We start from the raw sequence: 17081 nt of genomic DNA, 5'->3' as shown, positions 1-17081 counted from the left end.
GCAAATAAAATAAGGGTATACGCAATGGCATATACCCTTATTTTATTTAAATCAATTCAATACTTTCGCTAACTCAGTGCTATTAGCTTATTGCAATATATTAGCCAAGTATCTGAATGTAAGCGCCAGCACGTAGCTCTTGTAGCCAGTCTTCTTGAGCTTGTGGGGCTAGGCGTTGATACAATGCTTGACGCGCCATATTACGACGATATTGCTCGCTAATATCTTGTTCACGCTGACCTTCAACTTTTAGGATATGCCAGCCAAATTGTGTCTTAAAAGGTGCTGAGTAGTCACCAACTGCTGTATTCTTCATTGTGGCTTCAAATGGCCCAACCATATCCTCTTCGCTAACCCAATCAAGATCACCGCCACGTCCAGCAGAACCTGGATCGTCTGAATACGTCGAAGCTAGGCTAGCAAAGTCAGCACCGCCACGAAGTTGCTCGTACAAGTCATTGATTTTTTGTTCAGCAAGCGCATCAGTCTGTAGGTCATCGACTTTTACCAAAATGTGGCGAGTATGCCACTGTGGTACTAGCATTGTATTGCTGGCTTTCTTATCAGCCAGTTTGATGATATCAATACCTTCAGGAGTTAATAATGGCTCGCTTACGGTACCAACGTCTAGCTTAGTAATCTTGCTAGACAGCTCTGTCGGTAAAGAAGCGGCCTTATGAAAGCCCATATCTCCACCTTGCAATGGAATCGGATAGCTACCTTGGCTAGCAGCAACGGCTTCAGCGACGTTGACGTTTGGCTCAAGCAAACGCGTCCGCAGGGCTTGCGCAACTTTCAGTGCTTCTTCACGTTGAGCGGTCGACAAACGACTATAATCATCTATGTAAGGAACACGTACGTGAATGGTTTGATATTCACTTTGGTTCAGGCGCTTAGCTTCAGGTGAGGCCAGAAACGCATCAATATCTTGCTCGCTAATACGTACTCGGCGAGTAATTTGACGCTGTTGTAGCGCTTGAATAGAAGCTTCTTCGATCAGTTGAGCACGTAGATTGGCATAACTGCCAGGTTGCGCTGCATCCAAGCGTTGCTGCAATGCCGAGATGCTATTAAGCCCTTCAGCTTGAGCGATTTGAGCAAGACGTTGATTGATCTCTGCTTCATCAGCAGATACCCCAGAGCGCTTCGCCATTGTCAACTGCAGCTCACGTAAAATAAGCGCGTTTAACACTTCAGACTGTAGCTGTGCTGAATTGGCAATAGGCTCTCCAGCAGCTTTTGCACGCGCTTGGGTTTGCTCGATAGCATTGATCAGTTCGCTTTTTAAGATAGCACTTTCATTGACCAAGGCGATAATACCGTCTGTGCTATTGGCTGGCGTCAAACGATTGACTGAGTTTTGCGTAGCAGAGGCAGAAGCTTGAGCCGCTTCAGGTTCGACAGTAGCAGCGTTGGCACTTAGCGTAAAAGTAAGGCCTGCCATAGATAGCAATACTGCTCTGCTAGTCTGACGTAAAGAAAAAAATCTCATGATGCTCCTCATCAATGTCATTGCATCGGATGGTAGTCGGTCAACTCTATCCAATACTCTTAATAATAAAATATTCGACAGCGTTTCCCTTAATAGGGGTTCAAACAGTGTCTTATATATATTTATGTAAATAAAGCTAACCTAGCAAAAAATTGGTTAGTCTTTCCAAGCTGTCTGTACAGGTTCAAAGCCCAAAACCTTATCAGCAAGCAATCGTGTCAAGCGGCTGCTACCACTGCCAAGTCCGTTTAATCTAACTTCTGCCATTATGGCTTGTGTCGGCTTATCTTTCACGTTTAAGTCATTGTAATAGCGGCGACCATAAACAGCAAAGCCGAAACAGCAGTCTTCGTAATCAACGCCGACGAGTGAATCAAGCATTCTGTCACTGTCAAGATCATATTGACCTTGAGCCAGTATGCGCCAACTGTTATTAATAGGGAAAACAGCGGAGGCGGTAAACGCCGACAATGGTAACTGATCGGTATTGTCATCACGCTGACGTTTGACATAACCCACATTGAACAAGCTATTGTCTGACGGCTGATAACGCAGTTCAGTCGTAATATAGTTTAAGTCATAATTACTGGTTAAGGCACCGCTGACATCAACCCAAAAATTATTATAGGGCTGAGTGCTGGTATCCCATACCATACCTGAAGAAGACGAAGTGAAAACTGGCTGATCGTCGTCAAGTGTTACACGTCCATCATCTAGATAGAACTGTTCTGCAATGCTACCATCAAAACGTGTCACACCCGTTGCATCGATGTAACGATAATTGACGCCAGGCGTAATAGAATGTAGATCCTGCAAACGATCATGACCTAAAAACCAACTGTCTGAAAATAACTGCTCATAGTTAATAGAGGCAATACGCGTATTAAAGTTAGGGATGTCATTTTGGTTCTCATACGGCGAGTACGTATATTTTACGCGCGGACTAAGTAAACGATAGCCGCCCATCGTATCGTCAAAAGCGCCAAATGGTGAACCTGCTTGGTAAAAATTCAGACCAGCATCAATACTGGCTTGCGGAACAAAGACAGATTGATTGCCATCTTCTTCACTAAGTTGGTTATCCGCTAAACTATCTTCATCATATGAGGTATAAAGATGCTGCAAGCTAAGTTTGGGTTTGATGTAACCCCAAGAATTTTCCATCGGATAGGCAGCGCTTAGTTTATTATAAATGCGTGTGCCACTCTTCTCATTTTCAGAGCCGTCATCGATAGATTTTTTGAAGTATGCAGAGTCGTGAACACCAGTAATATCGAAGTGCTCGGCCCAAGGCAGTCGATAATTTAATTTGAGTTGTGGCAATCGTGAGTACGGCTTATCTTTATCTTCCAACGCCTCACCATTATCAGTGAAAGCATCTAGAGTCTGAAAAGTTTCTACTTTTAACTCACCATCGACATAATCGTTGTAATAATTGACGCGAGCACGACGTGGCAAGTTTAAGGTATTATCCGACAAGCCCAACGTATCGAAGTCATCAAGGTAATCGGCATCCGATACATAATTATATTCGGCATCAGCACTCAATCGTGGAATGCTTTTTGATGACCAAGTGTGGTCATAAAACAAGCTGGTACGATCTTCGTTATCATACTCTTTATCGTTTGGTAAGTATGAACCGTTTAAAATACCTTCCCCATAGCTTTCAGTCAAATAGCGGAACTCTCCTGATAGCATAGGGTTACGATCAGTATAGATATGTGTATTAAGGGTGGCATCATAGTTAGGTGCCAAGTTGAAATAGTATGGAATATCAACTTCAAGGCCGTTTTCACTACTGACGGTAGCACTTGGCAATAAAAACCCACTACTACGACGGCTGTCTATCGGGAAGTTAAAGTAAGGAAGGTAAAAAACAGGTATGTCAGCAACACGGAAAGTCGTATTGTACGCTTCGCCGCGCCCCGTATCGGTATCTAGATCGATACTTTTGGCTTCAAACTGCCATTTACGGTTGGTAGGTGGGCAGGTACTAAACATAACCTGATCCAACTCGTACTCACTATCGTTGGGTCTGTTTAAGTGTTTGGCATAGCCGTGTGCTTGCAGTCCAACACTGGCAAATGCCACATTATTAGCCGTTGATTGACCAGTTTCAGTATTGTAATTTAAGCTGTCCGCCACACCAATGAGGCCACCTTGTGCCGCTCTATCATTAAAGCCAGCCTGCCCATTACGCGTACGTTGTATAGGCTGTCCAGTCGCATTATCTGTAAACATAACCTTGCCTTGAGCAGCAGCAACGCCATTGTCCAAGTCAATCATGACTTGTTCTGCTTCGATATGCTGGGTACCTTGATCAATTTTCACGTTGCCAGATAGCTCAGCATAATTGACATTGTTGTAATAACCGTAATCAGACTCGGTAAACAATGGGGCTTGGTTGTTCGGAACGCTAGCCACATTTGGTGCTGGTTGTCCGTTTGTAGTACCTGTTTCATTCACAGCACGTTGGTAATTGGGATTGCTTTGCGGATGTACCCACTGGCCTTCGCAGCGTTGGGCACTGTTCACGGCATTTGGCAACAGACGTAAGTCTCTACCTACCTTTGGAATCGTTTGTGCCGCAGGCATGGCGTTGTTATGAGCATTATTCGTTTCAGCACTGCTAGTTTCTTCAACGTTGTTTAATGTAGAAGCGTCGGTATCTGGTGTCAGCTCATAAAATTCTGCTAAGCGCATTAGGCTGGCTTGAATACTCTCATCATTAAGATCTAGTTTGCCATTTTCTGTTGTTATCGCTTTAGGAACAAAGGCGTTGCTATCTGCCTCAGCATTATTTGTTTGATCACGGGTTTCTGTATCTAAATTAACAGTATTGGGAACTTCATTGCTAAAAGCATCAGAGTCAGTAGTTTCATCAATACCTGTAATGTTTAGGTCGTTGTTCTCCGAGAATCTGCTCTCTAACGCAGTATCATTCGATACAGTCACATTATTCGTATCAGCAAAATTAGCATTATCTTGATAGTTATCATCTAGAACATCTGTTTCTTGATAGCCGTCACTATTTTGGGTACGACTAATATTATCGGCGTCAGTCGCTATACTATTAGAAACATAGCTGCCCGTACTGTTCGTAGTGAGTGGTTCAGTTTTTTGCGTATTGGAATCACCAATAGCAGCACTGACAGTTAGACTAGATAAGCCTAAGGCACCAAATAAGATCAAGCGGATGCTTTGGTAAAGCGGAGAATATAACAAGGGCACACCTATGATTGCAGAGCTTATTGGATTGCATGACTGAGTTTAGTAGCGGTATCACCGAACGATATAAAGTAGTGAATGAGCGACTAAAATATGACTAATGTATTCTCAAAAATTTGGATGTTTTACATATAATGACGACTAATCATAGTCAAAAAAAACCAAATCAGCTACACTATTTACCAAAATTTATAGTATAGCCATGCTGATTTTTAAGTAGCGATAGCGATTCTATCTGATATTAGGTATTGAATGATATAGCAATACGTCTATGACAGCCTGTATAGCACTGCCACATATCGCTATTTTAGCAAGTATTTGTCTGACTTATCACTACTTTAATTATTTATGATTTATATTTAACCAGCGATGCCCAATATGACTGACAAAACGCCTTTAGAGACTGATATGATCGAAAACAACAACAACCGCCAACAGCAATTAGAGCAGTGGTTACAGCAAGTGTTTTTAGATCAAACATTTAGTCTGGACAGCTTACCTGGCGACGCTAGTGCGCGCCGATATCATCGAATCGAGTTATCAGAGACAGATAATAGCGCCAATAAACACTATATCGTCATGGACTCTGCTGACGAGCAGGATGCGATGCTGCAGTTTATCAATGTTGCTAAATTGATGTCACCCGCTGTCAACGTGCCGACTCTGACTGCACAAAATGTAGAAAAAGGGTTTTTGGTATTACAAGATTTTGGCACAGTAGAATTTGCCCATTTGCTTGTCGATGCATCCGCAGACCAAATCAATGACTACTATCAGCTAGCAATGCAGACATTAGTCGCGCTACAAACGGTAACAGTAGAAACGGCGAAGTCACAACACCAGCTGCCAGATTATGATATAGCACTATTAGACCGTGAGATGGATTTATTTAGCGAATGGTTTATACCTTATATTGGTGTAGCGCTAAACGAGCAAGTCTGGGGGAATCTAAAAGCCGCATTAGTGAAAGGAATTTTACGACAGCCACAAGTGGTGGTCCATCGTGATTATCACAGCCGCAACCTCATGCAAGATCAAGCAGATAGATCTCAGTTGGGCGTGATTGATTTCCAAGACGCCGTCATTGGATCGTATGCTTATGACTTAGTGTCGTTAGTACGCGATGCTTATGTCGATTGGTCAGAGAGCCAAATATCTACATGGATTAGTGACTTTTGGCAGCTACAAAAACAAAGATCACTAACTACTGCTGATAGCGTGGTGCAGTTTGAAAATGATGTGAATGTCATAGGCGTACAACGTCACCTAAAGGTATTAGGAATTTTTATTAGATTGTCTGAGCGTGACGGCAAAGACCGTTATTTGGCGGATATCCCTAAAGTCATGCGCGATCTAATTATTGAATTAAACTGGCTTGCCGAACATGGCAGTGATGAGCTAAAGCAATCAATTAATCCTTTTAATCAATGGCTACAAGAGGCAGTGCTACCTGCTTATAAAGAGAAGTTTACCTCAGCGTAGATAACGCTCAGCTACATTAATTTGAATAATAAAAATAGGAGCGCAGATGTCTACCTCTACGATTACACAGGCCATGATTTTGGCAGCGGGTAAGGGCACACGCCTACGTCCGTTAACACTTGAGACGCCGAAGCCTTTGGTTGAAGTCGCTGGCCAACCGCTTATTGTTTGGCACATTAAAGCCTTAAAAGCAGCGGGTATTACTGATATCACAGTTAATGCGTCATGGTTAGCAGATAAATTAATGAAGACGTTAGGCGATGGTTCACAGTACGGCGTAAATCTGCACTGGTCAGTAGAAGACGATGAACCACTTGAGACGGCGGGCGGTATTTTTCAGGCATTGCAATCAAGTAAACTAAAGGATGAACCATTTATTCTGGTCAACTCCGACGTATGGACTACCTATGACTTTTCTCAATTAACAGGCTATGCGTTGGGAGCGGATCAGCGTGCGCATTTATTATTGATTGATAACCCAGAGCACAATAATGGTGGCGACTTCGCGATTAACAACGGTCTTGCTAGTGAGCAGCCGATTGGCGATGCGGACAAGTATACTTTCGCTGGTATTAGTGTAATGTCACCAAAACTGGTAGAAGGTCTGGTGTCCGGGCAGCCTGCGGCTTTAGCACCACTATTAAAGCAAGCAATGATAAAGTTTCAGATCACTGCTGAAGTGACGACAGACAATTGGATAGACGTGGGGACATCTGAGCGCTTAGCACAGGTCAACGAGTTTATTGAACAGAATGATATCGAGCATCAGGGTAAACCAAACTGATGAATTCGAGATAAATAAAAAGCAGCGTTGATTATTCAACGCTGCTTTTTTATGTATGTAGAAATAGTTGTCATAGCAGTTTTAGATACTACGTATGATTAGGCAATTATACTAAACACCCATGGCCATTTTTATTAGCTGAGCAATGGTAAACACCACTAAAAACCCTGCCACATACAGACCCAAAAACCATGCCCATTGTGATTGTTTTTTACTGAACTTTTTCATAGAGATCTCCTGATTAGCGTATGAAGTGTGGCTACCATCTATAAACGATGATAGCCATCCCTTTTAGCTGATCCGTTACCTGCCGCGATTAGCGACTAGTACATTGGATTGTGATCAGATTTACCTTTAAAGGTATAGTAAGCAAATGCTGTATAGCTCAAGATAATCGGTAACATGATACATGCGCCAATTAGCATAAATGATAATGAAGTATCAGCCGCAGCCGCTTCATAAATCGTCATTTGATACGGTACGATATAAGGGAATATGGCAAAACAAACCCCAATATAACCCATTAAGAATAGAGCCACCGTTAATAAGAACGGACGATACTCACGCTCAGTTTTTAAGTCTTTACGCATGATAAAGAATAAAAGCATGACGATGATAGGCATAGGAGCGAGGTATAACAAATCTGGGAAACCAAACCATCCTTCTAATGCATCGATGTCTGAGAAGTACATAAATGCTGTGACTACAACCATCGCAACCAATAAAGCAATGAGCATCCATTTAGAAACTTGGCGTGCCCATACTTGTAACGTGTGCTCTGTTTTTATGATGAGCCAAGTAGAGCCAAGCAAGGCATAGCCGATAATCATGGCAAATCCACACACTATAGAGAAAGGTGTGAACCAATCAAAAGGGCCACCAGTATATAAACGGTTACTGGCTTCTAATCCTTGTACTAACGCCCCAAGCATAATACCTTGAGAGAAAGTAGCAATGACTGAGCCGACAAAGAAAAAGGTGTCCCATACATGCCTACGTGCAGACGACTTGAAGCGAAACTCAAATGCTACGCCCCGCATGATAAGACCGAACAGCATGGCAGTTACTGGCAAATATAGACCTGTCATGATGATGCCATAAGCAACTGGAAACGCTGCGAATAGTCCACCACCACCTAGTACTAGCCACGTCTCGTTACCGTCCCAAAATGGCGCGATTGAGTTCATTATACGGCTACGGTTTTTATCTGAACCTGCAAATGGGAATAGGATACCGCAGCCTAGATCAAAGCCATCAAGCAGTACATAGACAAAGACAGATAAAGCAATCAAACCGCCCCAAATGAGAGGTAAATCTAATACATCACCGAAGTTAAACATTAGCGTAACCCTCCATCATCGACATCATTTGTAGGCTCATCTAAGCCTTCTTCAGTACTTTTAGCAGGATTACTATCACCACTTAACGTGCGACCTTGACTTTCGGTCACTGAATGTTCGTAGAAGTTGTCTTCTGCGGGATCTGTGTAAGGCTTAGGCCCTTGAGCAATCAAGCGCAAGATATAAAAACTGCCTGCACCAAAGACAAATATGTACAGTACGATAAAGCCAATCAACGTGGTAGCTACTTGTTGTGCCGCAAGTGGGGACATACTTTCAGCAGTGCGAATGACACCATAAACCGTCCAAGGCTGTCGCCCTGTTTCAGTGACGAACCAACCTGCTAATAAGGCGATAAAACCAAGTGGTGTCATCATCATCCACGCTCGGTGGAACCACACACTGTCAGTATTGAACTGCTGTTTTTTGAAGTATTTATACAGACTAAATAAGCCGACTAATACCATTAGCGTACCAATACCAACCATGATACGGAACGCCCAAAACACGATAATCACTGGTGGTTGGTCTTCAGGCGCCCAGTTTTTGAGGCCTTTAATTTCACCATCTAATGAGTGAGTGAGGATTAGCCCAGATACGTAAGGAATAGCGACTTCATATTTGTTGGTCTGGTTTTCTTGATCGGGGATTGCAAACAAGCGTAATGCGGCACCGCGCTCATCCTCCCAAATACCTTCCATCGCAGCAACTTTAGCAGGTTGATGCTCAAGTGTATTTAAACCATGCTCATCACCAATCAATACCTGCGCAGGCGCAACAAAGATGGCCATAATCATTGCCATACCTAGCATTACACGGCCGTGTGCGCGATGTTCAACGTGTTTTTTAGATTGAATATAATATGCGCCGATACCACCAACAACAAAAGCAGTTGTCAAAAATGCGGCGGTCATCATATGAGCATAACGGTAAGGGAACGATGGGTTGAAGATAATTTCAAGCCAGTTGGTTGGATAGAGCAGGCCATCTGCACCCATCATAAAACCTTGAGGGGTCTGCATAAAGCTGTTGGCAGCCAATATCCAAAAACCGGAAATCAATGTACCGATAGCAACAATGGCTGTTGAAGCAAAATGCATGCGTTTGCTCACGCGGCCCCAACCAAATAGCATAATACCCAAGAAGGACGCTTCTAAGAAGAACGCTGTTAATACTTCATAGGCGAGTAAAGGACCTAGAACGTTACCGGCTTTATCAGAGAATACTGCCCAGTTAGTACCGAACTGGTAGGACATTACCACGCCCGATACCACGCCTAAACCAAAGACAACAGCAAATATTTTTACCCAGTGCTTGTAGACTTCAGCATAGATAGGTTTACCAGTTCTCAACCAACGAAACTCAAGTACCGCAAGCCAGCTGGCAAGTCCGATAGAGAAGGCGGGGAAGACAATATGGAACGAGATAACAAAAGCGAATTGGATACGCGCAAGCATCAGCGCATCCATCTGGTCAATCATAAATGTAGCGAACATAAAAGGTTACTCTCATCTGTTAGCTGAATAGCGCTGACTTCCATACAACGCTCAAGTAACTGTCCGTAACTATCCATAGATCAAAGCGGCAAGCATTACGGGCAATAGCTCAGTGTCATGAGCTTAGCACTATTAGGCATAAATTGTGGCTAAGTCTGCGATTCACTGTTTAGCTGAATTGAATAATTTATGTCCTTATAAATTTATATATTACTGTCGTGTGCTATAGATATATTATGCGCCTACCTATATACACACGCAAGCAACCTAACCCGTTAGTTGCAGACCTAAGAGTCATCAAAATAACATAAATCAAACATTGAAAAATAAAATTAATATTATTAAAAACAAAGTAGTACGCGTGAGAATGCTGCTTATTTGAAACCTATAACCTCAACTTAAAGGTTACGATTCATACGTCAAAAACATTATGAAATAACAAAAATCTACATCATTCTTGAAGCTGCTTATGCAAAATTCTTCGCAATGTCAAAATAGTCTGCGGGTTGGTCTGAATACTATGACCGCCATTGATGATGGTTTCTGATGCAGCCCCATCTAGATGGGCACTGCTATAGGGAACGATACCATCTGATAATCGCTCAGTCAGTGCTTGACTGATATCATCATTGACCGTTACAGCAGCAACAAGTGGCTCTGATGGTAGTTTTGATGTCTCAGTATTGTCGCTGACATCCACGCTCGCCGTTTCATTTCCAGAATTGTCTTCTACCGCTTGAGACAAATCGATTTTGGCACCGTTTGGTTGCGTTTGTGCGAGCCCTTTAGTGATATCAGCATCATTATTAGCAATAATGGAATGGTAGGTAATACGCTCATTCATAGTTAGGTTTTTGGTTAACTCTATAAAAGAGGACTTGTCACTTAATTGGCTAGCCCCGTTTTGTAAATACAGCGCGCCTAGTGGGTTTTGCGCCAAATCACCTTGTGTAGCAATCGTTGCTAAGTTATCTGTGACTGTCTTAACCAGACCTACAGGTAAGTAAACGATGCGGCGTAATGCACGGGTAAACCAACGATCTGCATAATCCGTACCACGGAAAGGTGCAGATAGAAAAACAGCACTGTCTACCTGCGGTAATGCTTGTAGCTCAAAGCGTTCTTTTAACTCATTTTCGCCAAAAGAAGTCCTTAGCGCGTTACGGATTTTCTGTTTTTCACTGTTAGAGAGCATATCTTTATCATCGAGCTTATCCAAATCATTGACTAAATTTTCGTCAGATAGCATCATACGAGCGATGACGGCACCCATACTGTGACTGATAATAACACTGTTTTGACTGGCACGATTTTGCCCGTTGGGATCAGTTTGCTGATATGTACTGTTGATCAACTGCTGAATCTGGTAGCGATTTTCTAAAATAGGCAGGTTGGTTGGATAGAATATTTGCCAAACTTGGTAATTATCGCGCAGCTTGTCATCATTGAGAATATCGTTGGTTAGGTTGACCCACGTGGCTGGGCTAGAGGCTAGCCCGTGCAACATAATCAACACGCGCTTATCAGGGTCATAGGGCTCGAGCATGAAGAGTTTGGGTAGCTGAGCATCTGGCTGGCGAGTAATCAAGTTTAAATAACCGACGCCATCTAACTGGTTTTCTGATAGCCATAATCCGTATCCTGCTGAAAAATTGGCTGCCAGTGGGTAGTCATCGTTGAGGATGTTGACGGATTCAGTTTGGTACGGATTATACAAATGAACATCAAGCTTACGACTACTCAGAACGTCTAATACGCTATCGCCATCCGGCTTAATCAGACCAGTCAATAACAAATGTCCAGTAGGGTAAATACGTGAGCTTGGCTCACTATCGTCCGTGTTTTTCTTCTCATTTGTCAATCGACCAGATAAGGACGCGGCTAATAACTGACGGATTGTAGTGGTATAGCGATCATCCAATGATGCCACTAAGCTGATGCCTAAGCCGGGGCGCTTACTCACTGAGTTTAGGCCAGAGAGCCGCAGCTGATAAGTAGATGTTAGATCTGCCAGAGCAGAAGTTTGTTTATGGGCATTTTGCAGATAGTTGTTTTCGTTGGGTAAATAAATACCAAGGTTGTAGTCATCTACTGTTACTTTCATGACTTTAACTTGATCTATTGCTTTACCTTTTAGCGGTGGTCGATTGGAAATTGCTGCCTCATTGCTATTATCACGCTTGGTAGACGTGATCGGCAGATACTCTACTGTTGTATTACCCATCAACTTGTTAGTGTTTTCAGTTGATTGATAAATTTGAGTAACAACGTCGTTACTAGCAGCGTTGTAAATATCTTGGGTTTGAATATCGTTATCATTTGGAATACGGTTTTGCGTATGAGCACTACTACTTTGCCCAGCACCTTCAAAGTCATGGGTCAAACTGTCATAGAACAGATAGGTGTAGCTATATTTGACGGCATTAAACAGTCTTGCTTGATAATCGGTTAAACACAGATCAGTCTCTTTTTGTTGCGTTTTGGCATCTTCATCACTTAAAGGAGCATTGGCGTAATACGGATCAAGCGGTGGACGTGCAAGCGAATTACGGCAACTCTCTGAATCAGATAATTGACGTGCTTTTGCATAATGTAGTTCTGCAAAAATAGCCAAAGCAGGGCGATAATGCCGGTTGAGCATACTGTCAGAAAGCTGAGTCAAACATAAGTTAAATTGCTGCATACAGGCTTGTTCATTCAGTCCTGCTGACAGTAAAGCAGATGCTGTATCACTGCTTAGCGCGTTGTCAGTGACTATATTGCCGCGCTGAGCAGAGATCGTCTTGGCAGTGGCCTGTTTATCTACCGTCACCGTACTACATGCTGGTAGCAATACCGCTGCTGCCAAAATCATAAGCGAAGTAATGGGCAGGGTTTTTTGATTAATATGCATTACTGTCTGTTTGCTGAAGCCCGCGAGAGTCATAAGTCAGTCCAATGAATGGTAGTTATGAGAGTATAAGTAATGAAAGTAGCAGCTGATAATGAGTGTAGCGCAACTCTTGGCGTTAGACTATTCATTTGAGGATATATAAAGGCATGTTTTAAAATGAATGCATTTCTAATAGCCGAAAAAAAGCGCTTTTGTTTTATAAATCTAAAACAAAAGCGCTTGGTATTTTAATCTTAAATTATTTATTAAGGCATCTATTGGTTAGCGCCTTTATCTATTTCTATTGGTTAGCGCCTTTATCTATTAAAGGTATTGTCGATTAAAGACTTATCAAGTAAAAGTCTTATGAATCTAACCCTCAACCCTCAACCCTTAAAATTTTAATTACTAGGCTCAACGAATATAGCGTTTCTATGCACTTGGTTTTACACTGATATCAGGAGCAGGAATATCCCAAATATAGAACTTACCTTCTTCAACGAGTTTGATTTGTTGAGGAATGACAGTGTTGTTAGGATGTTGCCCTTCAAGCCGACGTAATCGCTCTAATGCATTCTCACGGCGGTCACTAAGTAAATCTGACTGTGCCAAACTTTGTTCCGCTTCGGTATATCCTAGAGATACCGCTTTATCTAGATACTTTTGACCTTCTTTAAACCCGCCACCTTCTGATAGCATCATGCCATATAAGAAATTAGCCTCACCACTGTCAGGTTGCAGCTTGATCGCGCGATCGACATACTGACCACCACGTACCGTATAGTCTGAACCCAAGTCTAAGTTACGGCCCATACCGTTTAGTTTGGCGGCACGGAGCAATACATCATAAGAAGCGTTTGGCGACTTAGCATATGGTTCGATCCAATCAGCCAATACTTTGATTTTCTCACGCGTATAATGACGCTGCGTGCGGTTAGGGAAGTTTGGTGGATAGTGGCGCGCATTAGGGGTTACGTCAGCGATAAAATCATCTAATAAACTGACATCAAGCTTGTCAGTACCTAGCCCTTTTTGTTGCGGGATCAGTACGGTTTTGACAAAGCTCATGTCCGAGAGCTGTACTTGCGGTGTAGGAATATTAGAAAGCTGTCCGCTACGCAGATCGATACCAGTAGCTGTCATTGGACCAGGCTCATAAACGCGAGTCGTGCCGTTCATGACAGGTGCAGCGGCAGGGGTCATCATTTGCGGTGTTTGAGGCTGAGCAGTACTGGCAGATGCGTTGTTTTGCTGAGTATTGCCTAGCTGCATGTTAGTTGTTTGCGAATTAGTCGGCTGGCCGTTACTAGCAGAGGTTGCTGGCAAGCTTGTCTGTGCAGTGTTGGATTGAGCAGGGCTGATAGCTGCATTAGGGCGAGCAAGACGGATCACACGTTTGCTTGAGTCCATTGCACTAGGTACAGCTGTTGCAGTGGCATCAGTTTCTGCCGCATTCACAGGTGCAGATAACAGCATGGCACAAGTTGCTGCCATGACGGTCAATGTTGCAAACTTCGGTGACTTAATAGAGTGGCTACTAGGGAGAGTCGCTTTCATAAAAATCGTTACCTTATTTAATTTATTTGGTTGTTATTCATTGATCGGACGGTAATATAAATAGCGCATTACTGCAAAATCGTACAAATTTTTAATACCGTAGCAAATTAAGCTTCAGGCTATCTATGGTAGGATTGTTAATCGCTAGAATTAAGTACACCTACGTAAATTAGTGAAGCTAATGATGATTAAAAAATTAGCGACAGCAGCAGCTAATAACAGTGTTTACAAATGGTAAGCTATAAGTGATAAGCGGTATCTTTCATACGATTTGCCATCCATCGCATGGTTCGACGTACCGGAGGTGACAGGGCAGCGCCGCCACTTGCAAGTGCAAGTTCGCGATGGTGTAGCTCTTCCTTATCCATCTGGGCTAGTATTTCTTTTGAGCGCTGATCATGTTCAGGTAACTGCTTGATATGATCCTGTAGATGCTCGCTAACCTGCGCTTCTGTCTCCGCTACAAACCCTAGACTAAACTCATTCGAAATCGCGCCTGCTACCGCACCAAGTCCAAAGGACATACCGTACCAAAGCGGTGTAAATACGCTGGCATGGCTACCAAGCTCACTCAAACGAATCTCACACCAGACCAAATGATCGACCTCTTCTTCGGCCGATTGTTGCATAGCTTGTTTGACACCACTATCTTTCGCGGCAAACGCTTGGCCATGGTATAGACCTTGCGCGCATACTTCTCCTGTATGATTGATACGCATAAGACCTGAAACGTGCCGCGCCTCTGTGATGGTTAGCTCAGGAATCTCATCGCTACTGACGGGCAATGGACGCGTACTTGGATTGGAATTTGGCACGACAGCCCGTAATGCCTTATCGACCCCAAGTAACAACTGGTCAATTTTAGATAAAGGACGCAGGGTCATAATTCACTCCTGATGGTGTTAAAAACTGTCAATAAAATAAAGTGTGTTACCGTCCAAAAGCAACGGTATTATGCATCTTACTATAACAAGCAATCCAAATAATCTGCTCGAATATTGCGGTCTAGATAGCTCGTAAATAACTCATAGATAGTCGCGAACTGCGATAGCTATCATAATGATGATTAGACTGTATTTACGGAGCTATACCGTCGTTGGTTTGGATAACAGCATGCTTAACATGCTTGTTGAGTTTAATATATAAAAACGTGCCAAATACGATATTTAGTAGCCCTGTCACTAGGAACAGCTGCGGTAGCGTAAACCCTAACGTGTTTAATATAACAATGGCAAAAATTGCTGATGTGACCATAAATATTGCGTTAAAAATATTATTCGCCCCGACAATGCGTGCTCGATGACTCTTAGGTGCGTAGGCTTGCATAGATGCATATAGCGGTACGATATACAAGCCACCACTAAATCCTAACAAGAACAAGTCGGCAAAAACACGCCAGCTACCATTTATATTAAACAAATCACCAATGCCAAGTAATGTGTCATTATTCACATTTATGTCTAAACCTGAAAGCGAAAAATACAAATCAATAGCAAAGATACTTAATCCAGCAATACCGAAAGGCAATAAATGCAAGCTAACTTTGTTTTTGGTTAATGTTTTGCACATCACTGAACCGATTGACACGCCAACAGAAAACAATGTGAGTAAGAAAATAACGACTGACTCATCACCAAGCAGAATCACTTTGCTGAACTCTGGTACTTGGGTCAAAAAAGTCGCACCATAAAACCAAAACCAGCTATTACCAAGAATGATACAGAATAAAAAAGGCAGAGAGTATAAGTAACGTACAGTCGCTAAGCTAGTTGTAATGATATTCCAGTTAATCTTTAGATTAGGCTGCATCGCTGGCATATTAGGAATATAACGTGCAGCTAAGTATCCCAAAACAGCGACAACCAAAACCGTGGCACTAATCCAATACAGTGATTGTGATAGCTGAGTTAAAACACCAGCGACAATCATACCGACTAAAATAGCCAGCGAAGTACCCATCTGAAAAAGGCCGTTGGCGCCGACCAGCTCCTCTTCTTTCATTGCTTGCGGCAGATAAGCGTATTTAATCGGTCCAAAGAATGTCGAATGTGTGCCCATCAAAAACAACGCGACGAATAGCAGTGCATACCATTCGAAGACGAAGCCCACCGCAGCAACGGCCATAATGACCAGCTCAAGTAGTTTGATAAATCTTGTGAGCTTTGATTTTTCATACTTATCAGCAATCTGTCCTGCTAAAGCTGAAAACAAAAAGTAGGGCAGGATGAATAACATGGCGGCCAAGTTATTAAGGATGCTGACCTCTACACCCAACTTACTGGCAGCAGTATAAGTCAGCACCAGTATGAGCGCCTGCTTAAAAACATTGTCATTAAAGGCGCCCAAAAACTGGGTAAAAAACATAGCGCTAAAACGACGGCGCTTAAATAACTGAAACTGGTTGGACATGGGTATTCCTACAGATAAATCACGGCTAATAAATAAAAGAGGGGCGCTGAATGACGGATATTATGTGATAATAATCACAAATTTTATTAAAAACTATATCAAGGTGCGGCATAGGTTTTATCAACATTAAGCCGTATAATAGCAAGGCTTCGCTGAAAATACATGCAGTCAATGCTATGATTCGATATTTAACTAAGTTATGATTTATACATTTTATGTGATGGCATTGTAGGCTATAAATAGTAATGAAAACGAAAGTGCAATCCATCAACACTGTCTATAAGCTAGTAGGTTTATCAGGCAGTAGACGCACAGTGTGAAAATCGACACTATAGATAACCAGTCGTAAAATTCAAGTAGTAAACCATTAATTCTAGATAACTGCTATAAGTTTATTCACCGGTCAGAATTGACGATTGTT

Annotated in this window: 10 protein-coding genes; 2 read left to right on the top strand and 8 right to left on the bottom strand. The window is 42.5% G+C overall.

What is annotated here, in order from left to right:
- Window positions 1-100 precede the first annotated feature (100 nt).
- A complete protein-coding gene (locus ACT3QN_RS01845) occupies window positions 101-1492 on the bottom strand; it encodes a peptidylprolyl isomerase (protein ID WP_444522330.1) in 1392 nt (463 codons plus the stop codon).
- A gap of 156 nt (window positions 1493-1648) precedes the next feature.
- Window positions 1649-4717, bottom strand: coding sequence for an LPS-assembly protein LptD (locus ACT3QN_RS01840; protein WP_444522329.1), 3069 nt, complete (start codon window positions 4715-4717; stop codon window positions 1649-1651).
- A gap of 381 nt (window positions 4718-5098) precedes the next feature.
- Here ACT3QN_RS01840 and ACT3QN_RS01835 point away from each other — a divergent pair, with 381 nt between their 5' ends.
- Both ACT3QN_RS01835 and murU read left to right on the top strand, forming a co-directional pair.
- Window positions 5099-6202 (top strand): aminoglycoside phosphotransferase family protein, encoded by a 1104-nt coding sequence (locus tag ACT3QN_RS01835; protein ID WP_444522328.1) that lies wholly within the window; start codon window positions 5099-5101, stop codon window positions 6200-6202.
- Between the two features lie 46 nt (window positions 6203-6248).
- The gene (gene murU / locus ACT3QN_RS01830; RefSeq protein WP_444522327.1) at window positions 6249-6986 is read left to right on the top strand and encodes an N-acetylmuramate alpha-1-phosphate uridylyltransferase MurU; all 738 of its coding nucleotides are present in this window, start codon (window positions 6249-6251) and stop codon (window positions 6984-6986) included.
- A 323-nt stretch (window positions 6987-7309) separates the two neighbouring features.
- Here murU and cydB read toward each other — a convergent pair whose 3' ends face one another.
- The 6 genes from cydB to ACT3QN_RS01800 form a co-directional block, all read right to left on the bottom strand.
- Entirely contained in the window at window positions 7310-8326 is a 1017-nt protein-coding gene (gene cydB, locus ACT3QN_RS01825; RefSeq protein WP_444522326.1) for a cytochrome d ubiquinol oxidase subunit II, read from the bottom strand.
- Window positions 8326-9822 (bottom strand): cytochrome ubiquinol oxidase subunit I, encoded by a 1497-nt coding sequence (locus tag ACT3QN_RS01820; protein ID WP_444519459.1) that lies wholly within the window; start codon window positions 9820-9822, stop codon window positions 8326-8328. Before ACT3QN_RS01820 ends, cydB begins: the two co-directional genes overlap by 1 nt.
- 451 nt (window positions 9823-10273) lie before the next feature.
- Entirely contained in the window at window positions 10274-12748 is a 2475-nt protein-coding gene (locus ACT3QN_RS01815; RefSeq protein ID WP_444522325.1) for an esterase/lipase family protein, read from the bottom strand.
- A gap of 378 nt (window positions 12749-13126) precedes the next feature.
- Complete coding sequence (locus ACT3QN_RS01810) at window positions 13127-14251, bottom strand: tetratricopeptide repeat protein (RefSeq protein ID WP_444522324.1); 1125 nt, start codon at window positions 14249-14251, stop codon at window positions 13127-13129.
- A 239-nt stretch (window positions 14252-14490) separates the two neighbouring features.
- Window positions 14491-15129: a 2-polyprenyl-3-methyl-6-methoxy-1,4-benzoquinone monooxygenase gene (gene coq7, locus ACT3QN_RS01805; protein WP_444522389.1), complete on the bottom strand. Its 639-nt coding sequence runs from the start codon at window positions 15127-15129 to the stop codon at window positions 14491-14493.
- Between the two features lie 199 nt (window positions 15130-15328).
- Window positions 15329-16660: an MFS transporter gene (locus ACT3QN_RS01800; protein ID WP_444522323.1), complete on the bottom strand. Its 1332-nt coding sequence runs from the start codon at window positions 16658-16660 to the stop codon at window positions 15329-15331.
- Between the last annotated feature and the right edge of the window lie 421 nt (window positions 16661-17081).

The sequence above is a fragment of the Psychrobacter sp. AOP7-C1-14 genome, from assembly GCF_052376135.1.
Taxonomy (GTDB): Bacteria; Pseudomonadota; Gammaproteobacteria; order Pseudomonadales; family Moraxellaceae; genus Psychrobacter.
The sequence above is the reverse complement of the archived record's forward strand: the minus strand, read 5'-3'. Positions and strand labels throughout refer to the sequence as shown.